Here is a 21,018-nt window from a genome sequence, read left to right on the forward strand (position 1 = left end):
AAAGGGACTTTGGAGTGTTTTTCCAAAGTCCCTTTATTTTTTATAGTCTGGAATTAGTTTTTTCCCAGCCACTTTTTATTTTATCAACTAGTCGGTCATAACAATTTTTTCGTACAACCACACTGTAATTACATAGTAGATCAGATAGATGACGATAAACGCCACAAATGGGATTAGGATTCCATTGTATGGATCAATCAACAATACTTTGAACATCTGCAGTCCAAACAAGACGTGAACGACACCCAAGACCGCTGGTAATCCAAACAGTACAGCTAATTCGCTTCGAATTGATTTTTTCAATAATGATGGACGAACGCCCATTCTATTAAGCATATGATAACGTCCCTTGTCATAATCAGCACCTGCTAAAATTTTGAACATCAAGGTACTTGCTAGCATCGCTAAGAATGCTAAGCCCAAGAAGTAACCCATAAAGGCGAGCCCACCGAAGAGTCCAAGATACAATTGATACATTGTGTACTTGCTGCTCAAACGTCCGCTGTTTGAGAATAACTCATTCTCATAGTTTTGAATTTTCTTTGCAACTGTCAGATTAGCCTCAAAATCTTTGAGTCGATACGTAGTCAGTTATTGCGTTGCACCACTCATCTGATTCAATTCAGCCTGCGTCACAAATTTCATTTGATGATTAGCAGTATCATTTTTGACATTAGTTAATCTAATTACTTCATATGAGTAAGATTCTGGCTTTTCACTCAACGTTGCAGGCGTGATCTTTTCATATTTGTTTATCGCCATACCCTTACTATCCCGCTTCGGATAAAGCATTGGTGATTTATCAAATTCAGAGCCAATAAAGTAAACAGTGTTACCTTCCACCTTATATTCATGGGTCGCACTACTTTTAACTCCAGTCAACTGATCGGTTAATTGGTTCATTTTTTGATTGTGCGTATGAGTGACAACATCATATGTTGCAGAACGACTGGTAATTTCAGGAATTTGGCTTTTGAAATTCATCCCCACCGTAATCGCCCCTAAAGCTAAGGCAAACAAAATTGAGACGACAGATAAAATCATAGTGTATGAATGGACTCGGAAACTTAATTGTGACAGGGTAAAATTCCGTAAGCCTTTATTGGCAAACTTAACGTTACGTTTGAGCAAGTTGATGACCACAATCACCACGGCGTTAAACAGTAAATAACTGCCTATGACGATGGTCAGAAGCGCAATCGGAATCGACAGTAACTGTAACGTTTCAATCGCAGCCATGGCCCAATAGCCCACCGCTAAAGAGATGAGACCCACAATTGTTTGAAGTAGCTGAACTCCCCATTTAGCCTTGTTACGGGTTGGGGTTTGGTTTGAATGTAATAATTCTAAGATCGGCGTTTGACGCATTTTAGATGCGTTAACTAACGCAGCCAAGAAGAAAATCACAATGAAGAAAATCAACGTATCAATGATGGCTGGAAAATAAAAGGCACTGAAGTTTCCAGCAGAGACACCAATCATTTTAATCAATGCATTCCCGACACCAGCCGTTAATCCAACTCCAACTACCGCTCCGATGACAGTTGCGACGACCCCAATGATGAGAGTTTCAACAAAGATTAATTGGCTAATTTTAGAACTTTTAGCGCCTAACATCATAAATGTGGCATAATCCCGTTTGCGCATCGACAATAAAAATGTATTGGCATACGACACATATACGAAGGTAATCACCATCAATAAGATGGCACCAAACATAAAGACAATTTTGGCATTTGCACCTGCAGCATTATTGGTAATAAAAGATTTGTTTGTAGCTAACGCCATAAACATATAAAAAATTGCACTACTGATAATCAAGCCAGAAAACAGAACAATATAATCACGTAATCGATTTTTAATTCCGGCTAAGGCAAGTTTATTTAACATTAATCCTGCCTCCTAATCTTGAAAAGTGTCAAGTTCATCAAGGATTTCTTTATAGAAATCTTGTTGTGACTTGTCACCACGAACGAGTTCAGTACCAATTTGACCATCTTTAATAAACAAAATGCGTTTCGCATAGCTAGCCGAATATGGATCATGAGTTACCAGTAAAATTGATACGGCGTGTTGTTCATTTAAATCATGCATTGTATCTAATAATTCTGTGGCACTTTGTGAATCCAAAGCCCCAGTTGGTTCATCACCAAACAAAATTGCTGGATTGTGTACCAAAGCTCTAGCAGCCGCAATTCGTTGCTTTTGCCCACCACTGACTTCGGTTGGATATGAATCCAAAATTTGTTCAATTCCCAAAGTAGCAGCAATTTCTTCAACTTTTGGATTAATTTGTTTTGGTGAAACACTTTGTAATGATAATGGTAATGCGATATTTTCACGTGCGGTCAAACTTTCCAACAAGTTAAAATCTTGGAAAATAAAGCCAATTTGACTGGCACGAAAATCAGCAAGTTGATTGCCCTTTAATTACGTCACATCACTACCATTAATCAGAACAGAACCACTGGTTGGTTGATCAAGCGTGCTTAAAATATTCAATAAGGTGGTTTTACCGGATCCACTGGCTCCCATAATCCCAACAAATTCACCAGATTCAACTTCAAAGCTAACGCCTTTCAAAGCTTGATACTGTTTCTCGTTTTTCTTACCATACGTTTTGGTAACATCTTGCACTTCAACAACATTTGATTTGTCCATGTTTTTCATCCCCGTTTTTTAATAGTATATTTAATTCCTAATGCAATATTTCATAGTGTATTAGTTTACTATTACACTATATCCACTTTCAGATAATTTTACAAACTTTTTCAAAAAAAATAACCACATCGTTAGTTTTAACGGTGTAGTTAATTATAAGCCTAGGCTTCCAAAATCTTTTCCAAAAAGTCTTTAGCACGATCAGTTTTAGGGTTTGAGAAAAATGTTTCTGGATCTGCGGATTCTTGAATATATCCATCCGCCATGAACCAAATTGTATCTGCCACACTCTTAGCAAAGCCCATTTCGTGTGTGACCACGACCATTGTCATGCCTTCGTCGGCTAAGTCTTGCATAACTTTCAAAACTTCACCAACCATTTCAGGATCTAAAGCACTAGTAGGTTCATCAAATAACATTACTTCTGGATTCATAGCCAGTGCGCGCGCGATTGCAACCCGTTGCTGTTGTCCACCAGATAAACTGACTGGGTAAGCATCTGCCTTATCAGACATACCAACTTTTTCCAATAATTCTTTCGCACTTTTTGTGGCTTCTTCATCTGAGACATTTTTAACTTTTTTGGGTGCCAATTTAAGATTTTCAATCACTGTCATATTTGGGAATAAGTTGAAGCTTTGGAAAACCATCCCCATTTTTTCACGTAACTGATTAACATGCTTTTCATCAAGGGTGGTTAAATCAGTGCCCTCAAACAATACAGATCCACTTGTTGGTGTTTCTAATAAATTGAGACAACGTAAAAAGGTTGATTTACCTGCTCCTGAGGGTCCAATGACACAAATCACTTCTCCAGATTTAACTTCTTCTGAAATATCCTTTAAGACAGCATTTTTGCCATAAACTTTTTGTAGCTTATCAATTTTAATTACTGGTTGAGTTTCCATTTTCAGTTCCTCCTCGGCAATTTATATATTGCCCGTTTCAATGTAAGTTATTATACTATTTATTGTTTGTTTATTCAATAACTTTTCTTTATATCCATATTTTATGCAGAAATATGTGAAATATGCGAATATAACTGCATAATATTCATGGTACCTTTGAATATTATTCAACATTTAACAACATTATTCTTGTACCATAATACATAATCAAGATTTCTATTTAATTTACAATCTTGGCTTATCATGCTATGATTTAACACAATAAAGATACCGAAAGGACAAATAATATGGGATTATTAGCAAACCGTAAAGAAGATTTAGACGAAATGTTCGCCAAATTTGCCTCAGAACCAAAACCAAAAACAGAACAGAAACCTAAAGACAAAAACGAAAAAGAAACCAAAGACGAAAAGAAAACTACTGACAAGTAGACTTATAGTTTCTATTCAAACAAATAGCTAGTCCAACTCATAATTATGAGCTGGACTAGCTTTTTTTAGTTAATCTCGATAACCGTCCGGATAACGATCATTTAATGTTTTAATGTTTGTTTGAGCAATCTCTTCAAAGGAAATATCGGCCCATTCTGCGACTTGAGAAAGATACCAGAGAACGTCACCCATTTCGTGTTTCAGCTCTTCTTTGTCGAGTTTTTGGCCTCTGAAGGTATAGTTTTTAACTAGATCAACTACTTGACCAGTTTCACCAGCTAATCCCAAGGCACAATTAGTCAAAACTTGTTCATTTCCGTAAAGCGTTCGGTTGGCAGCTTTTTGATATTCATTAAATTCCATTATTCGACTCCCCCAATATGTTGTTCAATCCAATCCCAAACTTTTTCTTTACCAAACTTGGTTTCGGCAGAAAAGAGGACCAGTTCTGTATCTCCATCCATATTTAAGGATTTTCTGATTTGGCTTTCTGCTTTATTGCGGACACCAGGTTTGATTTTATCAACCTTAGTACCAACCACCAACACTGGAATATCGTAATATCTCAACCATTCATGCATTGAAATATCGTCAGCCGATGGCTCATGCCGTGAATCAACTAATTGAATCACACCGCGCAATTGTTGGCGAGACGTCAAATAATGCTCAATCATTTCACCAAATTTTTCACGTTCTTTTTTGGAAACCTTAGCGTACCCATATCCTGGGACATCCACAAAATACAATTGATGTTCCACTTCATAAAAGTTCAAAGTCCGCGTTTTTCCAGGCTGACTGGATGTTCTCGCCAAACTCTTTCGATTAATCAGTACATTCGTTAAGGATGATTTCCCCACATTTGAGCGACCAACCAATCCAATTTCTGGATATCCGGTTGTTGGGTACTGTGTTTCCGAAACGGCACTCATTACAATTTCAACTTCATGAACTTCCATGTTGTGTAACCTCCACTGCGACTTTTTTACAATAAAAGAGACCCGATCAAGGGCCCCCAATCAACATCATTTAGTATAACATGTTATGATGCTTTTTCTTTTAAAATATATTCTGGTTCTGATCCATTTACAACATTGCGCTTGTTAATCACCACTTTAACAACATCTTCGCGGCTTGGTAATTCGTACATCACGTCACGCATCACATCTTCAATGATAGAACGGAGTCCACGAGCACCAGTCTTACGTTCAATTGCTAACCTAGCCATTGCTTTTAGTGCCCCATCTGTAAATTCAAGGTCACAATTATCGAGCTTAATGAGGCGTTGATATTGCTTAACCAAAGCATTTTTAGGTTCAGTTAAAATGCGTACCAAATCATTTTCATCGAGTAACTGAAGTGCAGTTAAGATTGGCAGACGTCCGATAAACTCGGGTATCAATCCAAATTTCAACATATCTTCAGTATTAACATGCTGTAGAACATTCTTTTCAGTCACGTCATCAATTTCTCGTGAGTTACTACCGAATCCAATCGTTTTATCACCGAGTCGATCTTTAACAATCGATTCAATGCCATCAAAAGCACCACCAACGATGAATAAAATGTTTTTGGTATCAATCTGAATGAATTCTTGTTGCGGATGCTTACGGCCACCCTGAGGCGGAACATTAGCAATTGTGCCTTCAAGAATTTTCAATAGGGCTTGTTGAACCCCTTCACCGGAAACGTCCCGCGTAATTGAGACATTTTCACTCTTCTTAGCAATCTTGTCGATTTCGTCAATGTAGATAATGCCTTTTTCAGCACGTTCAACATCATAGTCAGCTGCTTGGAGTAGTTTCAAAATAATATTTTCAACATCTTCTCCAACGTATCCTGCTTCAGTTAACGTGGTAGCATCTGCAATTGCAAACGGAACATTCAAGATTCGAGCTAATGACTGAGCTAAATAAGTTTTACCTGACCCAGTAGGTCCAATCAAGCTAATATTACTTTTTTGTAATTCTGTACCGTCCTCATGATCATCAAGCATTGCATTAACACGTTTGTAGTGGTTATAAACTGCCACTGACAAAGTTTTCTTAGCATCTTCTTGGCCAATCACGTAATCGTTCAATTTGCCAACAATTTCAGCTGGTGTTGGTACATCTAAAAATGAAGCTGCAGAATCTTCAGCAATTTCTTCATCAATAATTTCTTTACATAAATCAATACATTCATTACAAATATAAACCCCAGGACCAGCGACAATTTTTTTCACTTGATCTTGTGATTTACCACAGAATGAACAATTTACGGAATCCACTCCAGTAGTATCTTCAAACATTATCAGATTCCCCCTCTTATTGTTTTCATCTATACAATCATATCAAATCTGAGACAACTTTACGAACAATTGACTCACGACTAGATTATAAGGTAAAAAATGAGCTGCACCAAAACAAAAGTTTTGGAACAGCCCACTTTTTTAGTGAATTATTATTTATAACAAAATGTTATTTCTTGTCTTCACTATCAGCAGCTTTTTTTGCTGTCTTTTCTTGTTTGGCTGAATCACGAACGATATCAACAGCTTTCTTAATCGCAATGTCATGTGCTAACATTTCACGAGAAAGTGCTTTTTCAACAGCGTCTTCTTCCATACCGTATTGAGCAGCTAAGTCTGTAATTTCAGCTTTAACTTCATCATCAGTAGGAACAATTTTTGCGTCTTCAACAATAGCTTCCAAGACAAGGTTAGTCTTGACACGACGTTCTGCATCACCAGCAAATTGTTTTTGCAAATCTTCTTGTGAAGAACCAGTGATTTGGAAGTACATTTCAGGATTGATACCTTGTTGTTGCATGTTAGCTAAATATTGTTGCATTTGACGATTAGTGTCATCATCCAACATAGCTTGTGGGATTTCTTTGATTTCAGCGTTATCAACAGCTTGGCCAATAGCAGCTTCTTCAATGGCTTCCTTAGCTTGTGTTTCTTTTTGTTCTTTTAAGTTAGCTTTAATCTTGTCTTTTAATTCATCAAGGGTGTCAACGTCTTCATCAACATCTTTGGCGAATTCATCATCAAGTTTAGGAAGTTGTTTTTCCTTAACTTCATGAATCTTAGTTGCGAAAATAGCTTCTTTACCAGCGAGTTCTTTAGCTTGGTAATCATCTGGGAAAGTCACTTTAACTTCAACATCTTCACCAGCTTTATGACCAACTAATTGATCTTCAAAGCCAGGAATAAATGAGTTTGATCCTAATTCAAGTGAGTGGTTATCGGCAGAACCGCCATCAAACTTTTCACCGTCGATTGAACCAGAGTAATCAATCACAACTGTATCGCCATTTTTAGCTTCTTTGTCTTCTTTAAGCACAAGTTCAGCTTGTTGTTGACGTTGTTTTTCAAGTTCTGCATCAACTTCCTTCACTAAAACACGAGTGCTTTGCTTAGGAACAGTTAATCCTTTATATTCACCAAGTTTTACGTCTGGCTTAACAGTGACGATGGCTTTTAATACCCATGGTTGATCTTTTTCCATGCTTTCAGCATCGATGTGTGGTTGGTCAACTGGTTCGATGCCAGCTTCTTTAATAGCAGCTTCATAAGCTTCTGGTAAAACGATGTTCAAGGCATCTTGATACAAAGCTTCTTCACCATACATTTGGTTGAAGATTTGGCGAGGCATCTTGCCTTTACGGAATCCAGGAACTGCCAAAGTCTTTTTGGCTTTAGCAAAAGCTGAATCGATTCCTTTCTTAATTGTATCAACATCAATATCAAATGTTAATGTTCCTTGGTTGGTTTCGCTATCGCGTTCCCATTTTGCTGACATGTTGTTTCCTCCATACACTATTAATCATTTATTTAAAATACTTTTTTTCATACCTGTTAAGTCTACCGTATCGAACGAAAAAAGTAAACATTTGAAAGTTAAATACAAAAAAAACTTGGTAAACAAAGTTTACCAAGTTTGATTTAAATACTTATATATTAGTCTTCGATTTCTGAAACGACACCGGCACCAACAGTATGGCCACCTTCACGAACAGTAAACTTAAGACCCTTTTCAATAGCAACTGGGTTGATAAGTTCTACATCAAATGTAACGTTATCACCAGGCATAACCATTTCTACACCGTCTGGCAAACCGATAACACCGGTAACGTCAGTAGTATGGAAATAGAATTGAGGACGGTAGTTTGAGAAGAATGGAGTATGACGTCCACCTTCTTCTTTAGTCAAGATATAAACTTCCGCTTTGAAAGTTTTGTGAGTCTTGATTGAGCCAGGAGCGGCCAAAACTTGTCCACGTTCGATTTGATCGCGGCTAATACCACGAAGCAATGCACCAACGTTGTCTCCGGCTTCACCAGCATCAAGAGTCTTACGGAACATTTCAAGACCAGTAACTGTAGTCTTTGTAACGTCATCATGAAGACCAACGATTTCAACTTCATCACCAACGTGTACTTCACCACGATCGATACGACCAGAAGCAACAGTACCACGACCAGTAATAGTGAATACATCTTCAACAGGCATCAAGAATGGCTTGTCTGTATCACGTTTTGGAGTTGGAATGTATGAGTCAACAGTATCCATAAGTTCCATGATAACTTTTTGTTGTTCTGGATCGCCTTCAAGTGCTTTAAGAGCTGATCCACGGATAACAGGAATATCATCACCAGGGAAATCGTATTCTGAAAGTAATTCACGTACTTCCATTTCTACTAAGTCAACTAATTCGTCATCATCAACAAGATCAGTCTTGTTAAGGAATACAACGATGTAATCAACACCAACTTGGCGAGCAAGAAGGATATGTTCACGTGTTTGTGGCATAGGACCATCAGTTGCGGCAACAACAAGGATGGCACCATCCATTTGTGCAGCACCAGTGATCATATTTTTAACGTAATCAGCATGTCCAGGTGCATCGATATGGGCATAGTGACGCTTTTCAGTTTCATATTCAACGTGGGCAGTGTTGATAGTGATACCACGTTCTTTTTCTTCAGGAGCAGCATCAATAGTTGCAAAGTCTGCAGCTTCAGCCAATCCCTTAGTAGCTAACACTGCTGTGATAGCTGCTGTTAAAGTTGTTTTCCCATGATCAACGTGGCCAATAGTACCAATGTTAACATGGGGTTTTGTACGTTCATAATGTTCTTTTTCTGCCATTATTAAAACCCTCCAGATAATTGTGTAAGTATGATGTCAGCCACTCGGTTGCAACTGACACACCTTTAATAAAGATTATACTACTTCCCCTCGATAATTAAAAGTCATTTACGACGCTTCAAGAAGAAACCTTAACCATTATATACAGTACAAATTTATTTGTAAACAATAAAATCCAAACTTTTTAACCCATATTGCGAAAAAGCTGCTCAGCCAAGTCACTTAAAGTTTTTTGCCATACCAGCATTGACTCGATTTCAGGAGCCACTTCAGAAATTTCCTGGTTCTTTATTTTTTTAATGGAAATTTCCACCCAAACCCGGTAATCCACTACGACTTTCTCAATAAACGGATAACTAAAGACCATTTGCAACTTAAATTCTTGTAATAAGCCATTGAGTAATACTGGATCATCATCACCCATCAAATCCCTAAATAATTGGTTCACATTGAGATAAATTGGATTTTCATCTAACGGAGTGACTTTGACTGCATTAAATTTGTGCTCCTGGTCATCAATCCACAACATTTTTAAATCTTGATCTAATTGAAGTTGTTGTAAAATTTGTACAATTGAAGACCGAATCAGAATACTCGTGTAAGCATCTCTTAACAAAAATGCCGCCCCTTTGACGTACTCATTGAGTGGTAATTGATACGCATTTTCAAATCGTTGCTTTTGTTCAGCAAAGGTTGCATCACCCAGATGATAAAAATGTTTAGCATTCGTGGCGATGGTTTCGGTTAAATCAAGCTCCGCCTGTTCTTCCGCCCGTGTTATTTGTGCAATTAATTTAACTCTGTGGGCAAACTCAACTGAATTTGCAAATACTCGCGCACGGATAAATTGATTCGTTGCTAAAAAAACTGCGATGATTAATTCAACGGTTGTTGAATCACTCAAATATTGAGTTTCAAATTCTAAGGCATAGGTTAAGGCAGTTTGATACTGTTCATCTTCGTATAACGACTGCACCAATAATTTATTAACTTCTTCATCTGGGGTTTCTTGATATAGGGTTTCCAGTAAATCGCTGGCTGTCCCCCAATTTTCATTTGTGATAGCAATTTTCGCATCTTCCAACATTTTTAACTGATTATCATCCATTCATGTCACTTCCTTAAAGAAAAAGAACTGCGACAAAACTAATGTTTTGCTGACAGTCCTTCAAACTTAGCTATTTATTATTCTGATTCTGTTTGCTTTTCTTGTTGCTTAGGTTTTTTCTTGTTGATTTTACGTGCATGTTGATTGACTTCCATGATGACTGGAAGAATCACTGGATGACGCTTGGTTTGTTCAAATAAGAAACGGTTTAATTTGTCTCGCACATCTTGTTTTAGATGTCCCCAATCAAATTCTTTGTTATCTAAATTATCTTGAACAGTTTCTTCAACAAGTTTGGCGCTTTGATTCATTAATTCACGGTTCGTCTTAACAAAAACAAATCCGCGTGAAGTAATTTTTGGTTGTGCCACAATTTTTTTCTTGCGACGATCAATAGTTACTACAACGACAAAGATACCATCTTCAGCCAAGACACGACGGTCTCGAAGGACGATATTTCCAATGTCCCCAACGCCGATACCATCAATCATCGTGTCGCCAACTTCAACACTATCTCCCAGATGCATTTCTTTACCATTAAAATCAAGGACATCACCCTTGGATGTGATAAAGATATTTTCTGGATCAATGCCAACTTCTTCAGCTAGTTTTGCATGTTGACTCAATAAACGATACTCGCCTTGAATAGGAATGAAATATTTTGGCTTCATGAAGTTCAACATCAGTTGTAAATCATTTTGGCTCGCATGACCTGAAGGTTGAAGATCATCAGAGATAGATTTCACTTCTGCCCCGGCACGATAAATCATGTCTCGAGTTTTTTGAACGGTCGTTTCCATTGCGTTTGAAGGAGTTGTAGTAATAAAGACCAGATCATTAGGTCCTAATTTAACGTCCTTGTCATCGCCATTAGCCATCTTTTGTAGTGATTTAATAGGTTCACCCATCTTACCAGTTTCTAAGATAACCACTTGTTCGTCTTCGAGTTCGTTAGCTTCTTCAATTGTAATCAAAATCTTTTCTTCAGGTAATTTGATTTTACCTAATGACATTGCCGTTTTAACAATTTTTTCTAAATCATGACCAGAAAGTACGACTTTACGATCAACTTCTGAAGCTGCATCTAAGACTTGTTGAATTCGTAAGATATTCGATGCAACACTGGCTACGACAATCCGATTTTTCGAATAGCGGAAAGTTTCCACAATATATTCAGCGATTGTTTTTTCGCGTTCGCTTTGGCCAAAGTTCTCGGCACCAGCAGAATCACTTAACAGTGCCAAAACGCCTTCCGTGCCAATTTCAGCTAACCGAGCCAAGTCAGTTTGATAACCTGGTAAGGCAGTTTGGTCGAACTTGAAGTCCCCAGTGTAAACTATGTCTCCACTATCAGTTTTTAAAACGATTCCCAATGATTCAGTAATCGTATGGGTAGTTTTAAAGAATGACACAGTGACGTTGTCAAAATCAATTTCTGTCTTTTGATCGACAACGTGAAAATCATCTGTGTTTTTGCCTTTAACGCCAAGTTTGGCCAAAGCGATTGTTAAATCTGACCCAAACACTGGTACTTGGAAATCATCCAAGAAATATGGTAAAGCGCCAATTGCATCTGCGTGTCCATGTGTCAAAAATACGCCTACGACACGATCTGCATTTTCTTTTAAATATGTCCAGTCAGGAATGACCACGTCAATTCCTAACATCTCATTTTCTGGATATTTTAAACCACAGTCTAAAATAAAAATTTTATCGTCCACTTCAACAGAATACATGTTTTTCCCATTTTCACGTACTCCCCCAATCGGAACGATCCGAATGTTGTTACTCATTAATTCACCTTTGAATCTTTCTAGATTTCTAAAATCTTAAATAATTTTGCTTCTTCTTCTTTGTCCAATGCCAAGATTGGTAAACGGCATCCCCCAACAGTGTGTCCTTGATAGTTCAATACTGCCTTAACAGGTGATGGTGATGGATACATAAACAATGCATTCATTTTAGGTGTTAATTCACGTTGAATCGCAGCGGCTGCTTTCACATCGCCCTTATCAACATCAGTGAACATTTCACTGATTTCATTACCAAATACATGACTGGCAACAGAGATTAAGCCTGAGCCACCAATTTCTTTAGTAGCTAAAGCTAAGTTATCTTCGCCGGAATAAACATAGAATCCGTCAGCAGAGCCCTTAACGATTGCACCCAAGTCATCAATGTTAGTACATTGCTTAACACCCATAATATTGTCGACATGACTTAATTCAATCACAGTATCAACCGCCATCGTCACACCTGTCCGTCCAGGAATGTTATAAATAATAATTGGAACAGGACTTTCCTTAGCTACCGCCTTGAAATGAGCAATCATTCCTTTTTGGTTAGGCTTGTTATAATATGGTACGACGACTAGCGCAGCATCAACACCATCAATTGCACCAGCTTCTTTAGTGAAGTCAATGGTTTCTTGAGTGTTGTTTGAACCAGTACCGATTACCATTGGTACATGGCCCTTTAAAATGCGTCCACTTTCTTTATACAAAGTGATTTTTTCATCGTGAGACAAGGTTGGTGTTTCACCAGTTGTACCACCAACAATAAATCCTTTGGTACCATTATCAATCAGATAGTTTAATACGTTCTCCAATCTAGCGATATCCAATTGGTTATCGTCATCAAATGGTGTTACAACAGCGGTCATCAAATCTACATTCTCAAATGTCATCTTAAATTTCCCCTTTATTCAATTAATATTAGTCCGAATAGATACTTATTTAAGTTTACCACATAATTCACAAATTGCGATAACTATCACTAGCTACGGCAAAGTTATTTTTTACTATGTACAAAAAAAGGGAAGAGCCTACGCTCAACCCTTCCCCATCTTAACGACGTAATCCTAATTTTTGGATTAGATCACGGTAACGAGCAACATCATTCTTACGAAGATATGCAAGCAAGTTACGACGATGACCAATCTTTTTCATTAGTCCGCGTTGTGAATGAAAATCTTTTTTATGAACACTTAAATGTTCATTAAGTTCGTTAATGTCAGCAGTTAAAACTGCAACTTGAACTTCAACAGAACCTGTGTCACCTTCGTGACGAGCATATTCTGTCATGATTTCAGTTTTACGTTCTTGTGAAATAGCCATGTTAGTTTCCCACCTTTCATAATAATTAATGCGACCATTTTCTAAGTAAAACGTCGGTGAGGATCGCTAAACTGAGAAAAGGTTACGTCAAAAAATTTTTTGACTCTTAATAATATACTGTATTTAATCAAATAGTGCAAGTTTGTTTCACTAATCTATCCTTGCAAATACTTGAGTCATTTTGTATAATGTTTAGTGTTGAAAAAATCAGCTTAGATAAACTATATTTCATGGAGGTGAAACCATGCCAATTATCCAATCTGCGTTTAAACGTGTCCGTGTAAACGAAAAGGCTCAAGAACGTAATGCTTCTCAATTAAGCTCAATGCGTACAGCCGTAAAGAAGTTCGAAAAGGCTAAGACTGCAGGTGCAGACAACCTTGAAGAAACTTTTAAGAATGCACTCTCAGCTATTGACCGTGCCCATTCAAAGGGTTTGATTAAAGCAAACAAGGCTGCTCGTGACAAGTCACGTTTGTCAGCTCGTTACGCTAAATAATCAATTTAACTGAAATATAAAGCGTCAAACATCTCTCGGTGTTTGACGCTTTTTTTATTTTTTATAAAATATTTTAAATCAACAATTTAAGAAGCTAACTTCGCATACTTCAACATGAACAGTTCAAATAATAATTGTGGGTTCCGAGTCGTCGTTTTTAACTGTTGTTCAATATCGACTAATCCGACATAGGCTTGCTCAAGTAATTGAGTTGAAAAACGTTTGACGGTTTGCATTGCCATTTTGACACGGAACGGATGTGCTTTGATTTCAGATGCAATCCCACCCTGACTTAACCCACGTTGAGCTAGAACTTGCACTTGAATTAATAACCGAAATTGCCCAACTAAGATTGCATTAATCATGATTGGTTGCTCTTGGCTCTCAATTAAGTCTTGATAGTGTTGAATGGCTAATTGCTTGTTTTTGGCCAAGACTGCGTTCACTAAATCAAACACATTTTGATCTAATGACTGTGGTACCAGGCCTCTTACTCCGTCTAAGGAAATCTTTTTAGTTTGCAAATCAAATAGTTCCAATTTTGAAATTGAACCAGCCATTAAGGAATAATCCGCGTTTGTTCTGGTGACTAGTTCATCTAAGACTGCCTGCTCCATTTGATAACCATCAGCTTGAACTTGCTGTTTGACTAGTTGACGAGCTGCTTGTTCAGTCAATGGTGCTGCGCTGACCTCTTCAGCAACTTTTTTGAGCTGTTTAACAATTTTTTTACGACCATCTAATTTTTCATAAGGCGCCATAAACACTAAAATTGTATCAACTTCTGGATGAGTTAAATAATTTTCTAAACTATCTAAATCGTGATCAATTTTAGTTGATTTATTCTCACCAGTTAAAAAATATGGTTTATTGACGAGCACTAACCGCTTATCACCAAAAAATGGGGCTGACATAGCATCATCAAGCGCCACAGCTAGGGGTGTCGTTTCCATATCATAGCTGCCGACATTCATGACTTTTTGGTCTTCCGGAATCAGCTGGTTAAAGGCTTCTCTGGCTTGTTCCATTAAAATACTTTGTTGACCCAAAACTACATACACTTGCCCCACTAGTTTTGAAGTTAACTGTTTTCGTAAGGTGGTAACATCCATGTCAGTTCATTTCCTTTCAGGATAGTAATCCATTTTTGATGATTAAAAGGATCAAATTCATATTTAATCATACCGTACTTTTGCGTCGATAGCGATGGAACATTTTGTTTCTTTAATGTCTTCATGGTCTTATTATTAGGGTGCCCATAACGATTCATTCGACCGGCGGAAATAATCGCCACTTCCGGCTGCACTTGTTTAATGAAACTAGGTGCCGATGCCGTCTTACTACCATGATGGCCTAATTTTAAGACATCGGTTTTCAAATTAGGATATCTCTTAATAACTTGTTTTTCACCATTTTGATCCAAATCACCCATAAATAGAAATTGCTTGTGGCCAAATTTGCCGGATAAAACCATTGAATCTTCGTTGGCACCCTTGCCGGCCTTAAATGGATGCAATATTTGTAAAGGAAAGTTGGCGATTTGACTACTATCAGTCACCGGTACAAGTTTACTATGTTGGTGTTGGGCCAAAGGTAAGACCTTTTGCTTAAAATTGGCTTGTGATTCCATCCCCGCCGGATAAATAATTTGTTTGACTTTGAGATGTTTTAAAACGTCGGAGCTATAACCGATGTGATCTGTGTCTTGATGCGACAAACAGAGTGTGTCGATTTGACTAATTCCCTTACTCTTTAAATAATTGACACTGACGCGCATTGCTCGACTGGTTGGTGACGTGCCATTAGCCCAATTTGGTTTAGGAAAGGTCAATTGACCCCCAGTATCAATCAAAATAACATTGCGATTAAATGGAGTTCGGATTAGGAAACTATCACCTTGACCAATATCAAAAAAGACCACTTCACCTGCCAACGGAAAATGAATCAGGCAAAAAATTGCTAAATAACTGGCAACTAACCCTAACCAGCAACGACGATTCTTCGGCAGCGCAACCACTATTAAGCTAATCACAAATAAGCCCATTGCCAACATCAATGGTGGCTTCCCGAAATGTATTAATCCTGGTAATTCGCCAATTTGATTGACCACAAATTGAAAAAGATTCAAACATTGCTCAATCAAATTCGTCACTTGTGGCAATGTGCCAAATGAAAGTGCAGCAACAATTACTAATGGAAAAATGACCACTGAAAAAAATGGAATCATCAAATAGCTGGCTAATAGACTCAACACATGCCATTCGAATACGAAATATAAAATTGATGGAAGCCCAACTAAATTGAGCAACACCGCATTCATCAGTGATTCGTGCTGGTCAGGTAAAAACTGCAGCATTAATGCTAATAAGTAGCTTAACTGCCCGCCTAACGTGAGTAACACATTAGGTTGAATCAATAAGCCGCCTAGAAGTCCAAGGCTCCAGATATCTACCTTAGATAAATGACACAGCTTAGCTTGACCAAACAAAGACAATTCGGCCATCAAGATAGACCGAATCAAGCTAGATGATCCGCCACCAATAATTAAATAGGCGGGTAACACAACGATCAATACCCACGTGGTCCATTCTTTATTAAAATGCAATTCAATCAGTAAGCGCCGTAATAAACTGATGAAGATTACTACGTGCATCCCCGAAATACTGAATAAATGAATTAATCCGAGCTGTTTAACACCAGACATTTTTTCGTAAAAATCACTAGGCGAGTTACCAATTAATAAACTATTGCAATAATCTCGTGTCGTAGCTGGTATTTTGGCAAAATATTGAATTAAAAAGATGCGAATTCGATGACACTGATTTTGCCACACCAATTTAGTCGGAATTTTGGCACGTCGAATTGACTCAATTTTTTCAATATTTACTTGATTGTAGATGTGTTTCGTTAAGTTAAACTGGATGGAATCAAACTGATTTTCATTCGTGGCTGGTAGGATGCCCGAACGTTTCCCTTGGACAATCCATTCTGTCGTATCTTTGATTTTAGTAAATTGCTGTTGCTTAGCTTGCGAATCAATATAACCATACATCTGAACCTTTTGATGATGACTTAGGTCATAGGCAATGGCTGAATAGCGGTCACCATTCACTTTTAACTCATCAGGATAAACACGTAATTTAATTAACTGATCCTGTTGATTATTTAAAGTGGCATTGTTAATTTGCACAGCAAAATAACCACAGTAGCCCACCGCACCTAAGCTAGTGATTAAACAGACAAACAGTACTTTTTTCTTGTTCAGGGTAATGATTCGAATAATTAACCATACTCCGAACCACAGTAATAACCATTGTTTTGAAAACCAAGTGGAACAAATTAGTCCCGCACATAGCGCAGGAAACAGTAGATAATTTTTAATTTAGTCTTGGCTGATAAAGTCTTCTAATTTAGTTTCAGTGATAACATTTTGATCTAATTTGATATGATTTAATTCAATGTTTTTTAGTTTTAATAATTTCATGGCGTACTCGTCATTATGATAATTTCTTAAATAATTAATTTGGGTGATGCCAGCTTGCAATAACATTTTCGTACATTGCAAACATGGAAAATCAGTCACGTAAATTGCTGCGCCGTCCGTGGACACACCAAAACGTGCACACTGTAAAATAGCATTCATTTCAGCATGAATGGTTCTCACGCAGTGTCCATCGACTAAATAACAATCGTGATCAATACAATGTTCATCCCCAGCAACGGAACCATTATAGCCACCAGCGATAATTCGTTTGTCACGCACAATGGTTGCGCCAACTGATAATCGTTTACAAGTGCTCCGGGAAGCTAAAAGCACCGCCTGAAGCATGAAATATTGATCCCAATCAATTCTCGTATCCATGGATTAACACCCTCTTTTCTTTTCATATATTATAATAAAAAACATTGATTAATCAAACCACTTGTTTCAAAACCAGTTAAATTGAAAGTTGATCTCTGATCTTATCGACACTTTTATCGCCGAAGCCACTCACCTCTTTGAGCTCGTCAATTGATTTAAATTGACCGTGTTGTTCCCGATATGCCAGAATTAAATCAGCTTTTTTGTCCCCCACCCCCGTAATTTGTGTTAGCTGTTCCTTAGTCGCCGTGTTCAAATTGACAATCGCGGCTTGACTTGTACTGTCTGCTCCCGCTTGACTACTTGTTGCACCGATTGGACTGGTGTCTTCCCCTTGCATCGGTACATATAAAACTTGCTGGTCCGTCACGGCTTGAGCCATATTGACGTGATTTGGATCGGCCCCAGTTAATAATCCACCTGCACAATCAATTGCATCCTGAGCACGTAATCCTTGTCGTAATTTATAGACCCCTGGCCGTTTGACTGCCCCTTTTACGTCCACATAAACTCCCGCATGTTGATCAGCATTGGGCGTCGCCAACCTTTTTTGACTGCTACTTTGTTCACTATTAGTCTCTGCTGAAATCGTAACTTCATCATTTTTAGCACCTTGTGAAGTCAGCATCACTACGATTGCGACAACGGCACAAATGCCAATTAAACAATATTTGCGATAATCTTCCCAAATCATTTTTATAAATTCCATCAAAAAAACCTCCTTTACTTAGTAAATACGTAAAAGAGGTCTAAATTGTGTTAATTATTTTGCAAATATTTAATTGCATCATCAAAAGTTTTCACTGGAACAACTTTCATATTTGGTGCATATTTTTTGGCAGTGGCTTTGGCTAATTGATAATTAGTCTTATGCTGCTCTTCGTACTTCAATAATGCTTTTGTCGGTTTCACGTATGGGGCAAAGAAAATTTTAGCGCCTGATTTTTTGGCAGCAATCACCTTTTTATCAATCCCTCCAATTTCACCAACCGAACCATCAGGGTTGATTGTCCCTGTACCAGCAATTTTTTGACCATGACGCAAATTTTGACCGGTTAATTGCTCGTAAATTTGTAAACTAAACATTAACCCGCCAGAAGGTCCACCTAACTGCCCAGGCTCAACATCAACCGGAATTTTAGTGGTTACCTTCACATTATCAGTCAAGACAATTCCAATCCCAGACCGAGTCGTAGTTAACTTAATTAACGGTTGGGTACTGGTTTTTTCTTTACCGTTATGCAAATAAGTAACCGTGACCTTCGTTCCCACTTTTTGCTTACCAATATATTTTTGATAACCAGTGGCCGTATCAAAGTGATGACCATTAACCTTGGTAACCGTGTCTCCTACTTTGATGTCGTGTTTAAATTTAGAATTCTTAGTAATTTGCAGAACATAAATACCTAAATATTTTTTGGTATATTCCTGACCAGCTGCTTTATAGGCAGTCGCAATCGATTCATTAATGGCGCTTTTCATATAAAAATTTTGAACTTTTTCATACGTGGCGTCACTAACACCACCCGTAATGTCATCTTCTTTTTCAATTGAGGCATGCGGATTGGCTAACGCCCATAAATAAGTGGCTGGCCGCGCGCGTTGTAAATAAACCGACGTAATCATAAAACTACCAGATTGCTTGTCTCGCTTATTATTCACACTCACGTAGCTCTTTAAATCATCAGCTGTTCCTGGACTTTCGATATACGAGTTCAACGGAAACAGCATAATGAAAGCTAAAACGACTAGGGCAACAACCCCAATCGTTATTTTTTTCCATCTAGCAAGCTTTTTCAAATTATTTTCCTCGTAACTTTTCCGCTAATTGTTTGCTGATACTACCAGGTAAATAATCATCAATATTGCCTCCATAAATGGCTACTTCTTTTAACAAACTGCTTGAAAGGTGTTGATACTTTGGATCTGCCATCATAAACATCGTTTCTACCTGATTATCCAGATGTAAGTTCATGGCCGCAATATCGCGTTCATATTGGAAATCAGCCGTATTACGCAAACCACGTAACAAATAATCTGCCCCAATTTTATTCATCAAATCAACCGTTAATCCTTCAGTGGTAATCACTGATACGTTCGGTAACTGTTGCACGGCTTCTTTAATTTGGTCAACCCGTTCTTGCACCGTAAATAGTGGTGTCTTAGAAGTATTAGTCATCACTGCCACTGCTAATTGATCAAATAATTGACTACCGCGTTTAATTAAATCTAAATGTCCTAAGGTTAGTGGATCAAAACTTCCTGGAAAAATTGCTACTTTCATCTCTCATTGCCTCCTACATAACGATAAATTGTTAAAACTGTAATCCCGTAATCCTGGTGACGAACTAGTTCAAAATCAGTTAAATCTTCAGGCAATTGTGCCTGTTGGTCGGTTTCGCAAACAATAATCGCCCCGTCGTCCAATAAATTTAACTCAACCATTTGATTCAAGTTATCCAGAATTTTTTGTTTAGCATAAGGTGGGTCCAAGTACACCAGTGCAAAGCTCATCTCGCGTTGTTGCAAGATTGCTAATGCCTTACTAGCTTCTTGTTTATAAATCTCAAATTTTTCTTCTTGCTTGGTTACACTAACATTATCTTTAATAGTTTTAATGGCCTGATAGCTCATGTCAATTAGCACGGCCTTATCTATTCCGCGTGACACGCCTTCTATACTTAAGCCGCCGCTTCCAGCATATAAGTCCAGACTATTGCCGCCATCAAAATAGGGCCCGATAATATTAAATAAGGCTTCTTTAACCTTGTCAGTAGTTGGTCGCGTACCATTGCCTGGAACTGCTTTTAATTTCCGACCACCAAATTCTCCTGCCACAACACGCATTAATTCTCATCCTCATCAATTTTATGATAAATTCCAGCCGCATTCAGATCAGACATTGTTGGATCAACATCTGGCCAATGCGAAATAACCACACGTTTCACGAATTTTAATTTGTTAATTCGCTCTTGTACATCCTCAATTTGTTCCTGATTAGTATACAAAATAACGTAATGCATTCTTGTTGATGAATATTCAATTTTGCCGAAGCGTCTTAATTGTCGCACCATGCGCATATTATTGACGTATATAATTAATGATTGTCTTGGTTTAATTTGAAAATCCATAATTACCATCTCTCTTTTTTATATACGAATATTGTATCAAACTTTGGCTTGTCTTGCTGACTTATCCAAATCCAAAACCAAGTATAAATCAAAAGGTTCTACAATATTTGGTACTGATAGAGATTCACTTTGTGAATTTATACTGGTGCCATTTTCTATTATCAAGTAAAA

22 protein-coding genes and 1 pseudogene are annotated in these 21,018 nt (G+C 37.7%); 2 read left to right on the forward strand and 21 right to left on the reverse strand.

The annotated features are described in order from the left end of the window. Positions 1 to 87: 87 nt before the first annotated feature. The 4 genes and pseudogenes from FFM59_RS10160 to FFM59_RS06415 all read right to left on the reverse strand — a co-directional run bounded on the left by FFM59_RS10160 (position 88) and on the right by FFM59_RS06415 (position 3,569). A complete protein-coding gene (locus tag FFM59_RS10160; protein ID WP_225420309.1) occupies positions 88 to 477 on the reverse strand; it encodes a hypothetical protein in 390 nt (129 codons plus the stop codon). Between the two features lie 114 nt (positions 478 to 591). Further along, positions 592 to 1,890 carry an FtsX-like permease family protein gene (locus FFM59_RS06405; protein ID WP_225420310.1) on the reverse strand — a complete coding sequence of 433 codons (1,299 nt, stop codon included), beginning with the start codon at positions 1,888 to 1,890 and terminating at the stop codon, positions 592 to 594. A 12-nt stretch (positions 1,891 to 1,902) separates the two neighbouring features. Continuing rightward, positions 1,903 to 2,661, reverse strand: a pseudogene (locus FFM59_RS06410) (ABC transporter ATP-binding protein). A 161-nt stretch (positions 2,662 to 2,822) separates the two neighbouring features. Further along, complete coding sequence (locus FFM59_RS06415; protein WP_137602226.1) at positions 2,823 to 3,569, reverse strand: amino acid ABC transporter ATP-binding protein; 747 nt, start codon at positions 3,567 to 3,569, stop codon at positions 2,823 to 2,825. A gap of 287 nt (positions 3,570 to 3,856) precedes the next feature. On the opposite strand from FFM59_RS06415, the gene FFM59_RS10030 reads away from it, so the two are divergent. Next, positions 3,857 to 4,000 carry an SPJ_0845 family protein gene (locus FFM59_RS10030; RefSeq protein ID WP_170175951.1) on the forward strand — a complete coding sequence of 48 codons (144 nt, stop codon included), beginning with the start codon at positions 3,857 to 3,859 and terminating at the stop codon, positions 3,998 to 4,000. A 69-nt stretch (positions 4,001 to 4,069) separates the two neighbouring features. Here the strand turns inward: FFM59_RS10030 and FFM59_RS06420 are convergent, their stop codons facing one another. The 9 genes from FFM59_RS06420 to rpsO all read right to left on the reverse strand — a co-directional run bounded on the left by FFM59_RS06420 (position 4,070) and on the right by rpsO (position 13,355). After that, entirely contained in the window at positions 4,070 to 4,363 is a 294-nt protein-coding gene (locus tag FFM59_RS06420; protein WP_137602227.1) for a nucleoside triphosphate pyrophosphohydrolase family protein, read from the reverse strand. Further along, positions 4,363 to 4,956 (reverse strand): ribosome biogenesis GTP-binding protein YihA/YsxC, encoded by a 594-nt coding sequence (yihA, locus tag FFM59_RS06425; RefSeq protein WP_137602228.1) that lies wholly within the window; start codon positions 4,954 to 4,956, stop codon positions 4,363 to 4,365. Before yihA ends, FFM59_RS06420 begins: the two co-directional genes overlap by 1 nt. Positions 4,957 to 5,039: 83 nt before the next feature. Beyond that, positions 5,040 to 6,287, reverse strand: a complete 1,248-nt coding sequence (clpX, locus tag FFM59_RS06430) for an ATP-dependent Clp protease ATP-binding subunit ClpX (protein WP_137602229.1) — start codon at positions 6,285 to 6,287, stop codon at positions 5,040 to 5,042. 169 nt (positions 6,288 to 6,456) lie between these two features. Continuing rightward, positions 6,457 to 7,782 (reverse strand): trigger factor, encoded by a 1,326-nt coding sequence (tig, locus tag FFM59_RS06435; RefSeq protein WP_137602230.1) that lies wholly within the window; start codon positions 7,780 to 7,782, stop codon positions 6,457 to 6,459. A 158-nt stretch (positions 7,783 to 7,940) separates the two neighbouring features. Next, positions 7,941 to 9,131: an elongation factor Tu gene (gene tuf / locus FFM59_RS06440; RefSeq protein ID WP_137602231.1), complete on the reverse strand. Its 1,191-nt coding sequence runs from the start codon at positions 9,129 to 9,131 to the stop codon at positions 7,941 to 7,943. A 184-nt stretch (positions 9,132 to 9,315) separates the two neighbouring features. After that, complete coding sequence (locus FFM59_RS06445; protein WP_137602232.1) at positions 9,316 to 10,239, reverse strand: hypothetical protein; 924 nt, start codon at positions 10,237 to 10,239, stop codon at positions 9,316 to 9,318. A 77-nt stretch (positions 10,240 to 10,316) separates the two neighbouring features. Beyond that, positions 10,317 to 12,032: a ribonuclease J gene (locus FFM59_RS06450; protein ID WP_137602233.1), complete on the reverse strand. Its 1,716-nt coding sequence runs from the start codon at positions 12,030 to 12,032 to the stop codon at positions 10,317 to 10,319. Between the two features lie 20 nt (positions 12,033 to 12,052). Beyond that, on the reverse strand, positions 12,053 to 12,925 hold the full coding sequence (dapA, locus tag FFM59_RS06455; protein WP_137602234.1) for a 4-hydroxy-tetrahydrodipicolinate synthase: 873 nt from the start codon (positions 12,923 to 12,925) through the stop codon (positions 12,053 to 12,055). 160 nt (positions 12,926 to 13,085) lie between these two features. Then, positions 13,086 to 13,355 carry a 30S ribosomal protein S15 gene (rpsO, locus tag FFM59_RS06460; protein WP_137602235.1) on the reverse strand — a complete coding sequence of 90 codons (270 nt, stop codon included), beginning with the start codon at positions 13,353 to 13,355 and terminating at the stop codon, positions 13,086 to 13,088. 244 nt (positions 13,356 to 13,599) lie between these two features. Here rpsO and rpsT point away from each other — a divergent pair, with 244 nt between their 5' ends. Then, a complete protein-coding gene (rpsT, locus tag FFM59_RS06465; RefSeq protein WP_137602236.1) occupies positions 13,600 to 13,854 on the forward strand; it encodes a 30S ribosomal protein S20 in 255 nt (84 codons plus the stop codon). Positions 13,855 to 13,940: 86 nt separating this feature from the next. On the opposite strand, the gene holA is transcribed toward rpsT, so the two are convergent. The 8 genes from holA to FFM59_RS06505 form a co-directional block, all read right to left on the reverse strand. Next, positions 13,941 to 14,966, reverse strand: a complete 1,026-nt coding sequence (gene holA, locus FFM59_RS06470; protein ID WP_137602237.1) for a DNA polymerase III subunit delta — start codon at positions 14,964 to 14,966, stop codon at positions 13,941 to 13,943. Continuing rightward, complete coding sequence (locus FFM59_RS06475) at positions 14,936 to 17,044, reverse strand: DNA internalization-related competence protein ComEC/Rec2 (RefSeq protein ID WP_170175952.1); 2,109 nt, start codon at positions 17,042 to 17,044, stop codon at positions 14,936 to 14,938. The genes holA and FFM59_RS06475 overlap by 31 nt, the downstream gene beginning before the upstream one ends. Positions 17,045 to 17,236: 192 nt before the next feature. Further along, a complete protein-coding gene (locus FFM59_RS06480; RefSeq protein WP_137602239.1) occupies positions 17,237 to 17,716 on the reverse strand; it encodes a ComE operon protein 2 in 480 nt (159 codons plus the stop codon). Between the two features lie 76 nt (positions 17,717 to 17,792). Then, complete coding sequence (locus tag FFM59_RS06485; protein ID WP_137602240.1) at positions 17,793 to 18,425, reverse strand: helix-hairpin-helix domain-containing protein; 633 nt, start codon at positions 18,423 to 18,425, stop codon at positions 17,793 to 17,795. A gap of 50 nt (positions 18,426 to 18,475) precedes the next feature. Beyond that, positions 18,476 to 19,489: a SepM family pheromone-processing serine protease gene (locus tag FFM59_RS06490; protein WP_371858085.1), complete on the reverse strand. Its 1,014-nt coding sequence runs from the start codon at positions 19,487 to 19,489 to the stop codon at positions 18,476 to 18,478. A 28-nt stretch (positions 19,490 to 19,517) separates the two neighbouring features. Then, the gene (gene coaD / locus FFM59_RS06495) at positions 19,518 to 20,000 is read right to left on the reverse strand and encodes a pantetheine-phosphate adenylyltransferase (RefSeq protein ID WP_137602241.1); all 483 of its coding nucleotides are present in this window, start codon (positions 19,998 to 20,000) and stop codon (positions 19,518 to 19,520) included. Then, complete coding sequence (rsmD, locus tag FFM59_RS06500; protein ID WP_137602242.1) at positions 19,997 to 20,563, reverse strand: 16S rRNA (guanine(966)-N(2))-methyltransferase RsmD; 567 nt, start codon at positions 20,561 to 20,563, stop codon at positions 19,997 to 19,999. The genes coaD and rsmD overlap by 4 nt, the downstream gene beginning before the upstream one ends. Beyond that, on the reverse strand, positions 20,563 to 20,847 hold the full coding sequence (locus tag FFM59_RS06505; protein WP_137602243.1) for a YlbG family protein: 285 nt from the start codon (positions 20,845 to 20,847) through the stop codon (positions 20,563 to 20,565). Before FFM59_RS06505 ends, rsmD begins: the two co-directional genes overlap by 1 nt. Between the last annotated feature and the right edge of the window lie 171 nt (positions 20,848 to 21,018).

It is taken from the genome of Paucilactobacillus nenjiangensis, from assembly GCF_005405445.1.
Taxonomy (GTDB): Bacteria; Bacillota; Bacilli; order Lactobacillales; family Lactobacillaceae; genus Paucilactobacillus; species Paucilactobacillus nenjiangensis.

Bases quoted from the DNA above. Each gene is read 5' to 3' on its own strand.
- FFM59_RS10160 (WP_225420309.1), bottom strand. From the start codon at position 477: ATGTATCAATTGTATCTTGGACTCTTCGGTGGGCTCGCCTTTATGGGT.
- FFM59_RS06405 (WP_225420310.1), bottom strand. From the start codon at position 1,890: ATGTTAAATAAACTTGCCTTAGCCGGAATTAAAAATCGATTACGTGAT.
- FFM59_RS06415 (WP_137602226.1), bottom strand. From the start codon at position 3,569: ATGGAAACTCAACCAGTAATTAAAATTGATAAGCTACAAAAAGTTTAT.
- FFM59_RS10030 (WP_170175951.1), top strand. From the start codon at position 3,857: ATGGGATTATTAGCAAACCGTAAAGAAGATTTAGACGAAATGTTCGCC.
- FFM59_RS06420 (WP_137602227.1), bottom strand. From the start codon at position 4,363: ATGGAATTTAATGAATATCAAAAAGCTGCCAACCGAACGCTTTACGGA.
- yihA (WP_137602228.1), bottom strand. From the start codon at position 4,956: ATGGAAGTTCATGAAGTTGAAATTGTAATGAGTGCCGTTTCGGAAACA.
- clpX (WP_137602229.1), bottom strand. From the start codon at position 6,287: ATGTTTGAAGATACTACTGGAGTGGATTCCGTAAATTGTTCATTCTGT.
- tig (WP_137602230.1), bottom strand. From the start codon at position 7,782: ATGTCAGCAAAATGGGAACGCGATAGCGAAACCAACCAAGGAACATTA.
- tuf (WP_137602231.1), bottom strand. From the start codon at position 9,131: ATGGCAGAAAAAGAACATTATGAACGTACAAAACCCCATGTTAACATT.
- FFM59_RS06445 (WP_137602232.1), bottom strand. From the start codon at position 10,239: ATGGATGATAATCAGTTAAAAATGTTGGAAGATGCGAAAATTGCTATC.
- FFM59_RS06450 (WP_137602233.1), bottom strand. From the start codon at position 12,032: ATGAGTAACAACATTCGGATCGTTCCGATTGGGGGAGTACGTGAAAAT.
- dapA (WP_137602234.1), bottom strand. From the start codon at position 12,925: ATGACATTTGAGAATGTAGATTTGATGACCGCTGTTGTAACACCATTT.
- rpsO (WP_137602235.1), bottom strand. From the start codon at position 13,355: ATGGCTATTTCACAAGAACGTAAAACTGAAATCATGACAGAATATGCT.
- rpsT (WP_137602236.1), top strand. From the start codon at position 13,600: ATGCCAATTATCCAATCTGCGTTTAAACGTGTCCGTGTAAACGAAAAG.
- holA (WP_137602237.1), bottom strand. From the start codon at position 14,966: ATGGATGTTACCACCTTACGAAAACAGTTAACTTCAAAACTAGTGGGG.
- FFM59_RS06480 (WP_137602239.1), bottom strand. From the start codon at position 17,716: ATGGATACGAGAATTGATTGGGATCAATATTTCATGCTTCAGGCGGTG.
- FFM59_RS06485 (WP_137602240.1), bottom strand. From the start codon at position 18,425: ATGGAATTTATAAAAATGATTTGGGAAGATTATCGCAAATATTGTTTA.
- coaD (WP_137602241.1), bottom strand. From the start codon at position 20,000: ATGAAAGTAGCAATTTTTCCAGGAAGTTTTGATCCACTAACCTTAGGA.
- rsmD (WP_137602242.1), bottom strand. From the start codon at position 20,563: ATGCGTGTTGTGGCAGGAGAATTTGGTGGTCGGAAATTAAAAGCAGTT.
- FFM59_RS06505 (WP_137602243.1), bottom strand. From the start codon at position 20,847: ATGGATTTTCAAATTAAACCAAGACAATCATTAATTATATACGTCAAT.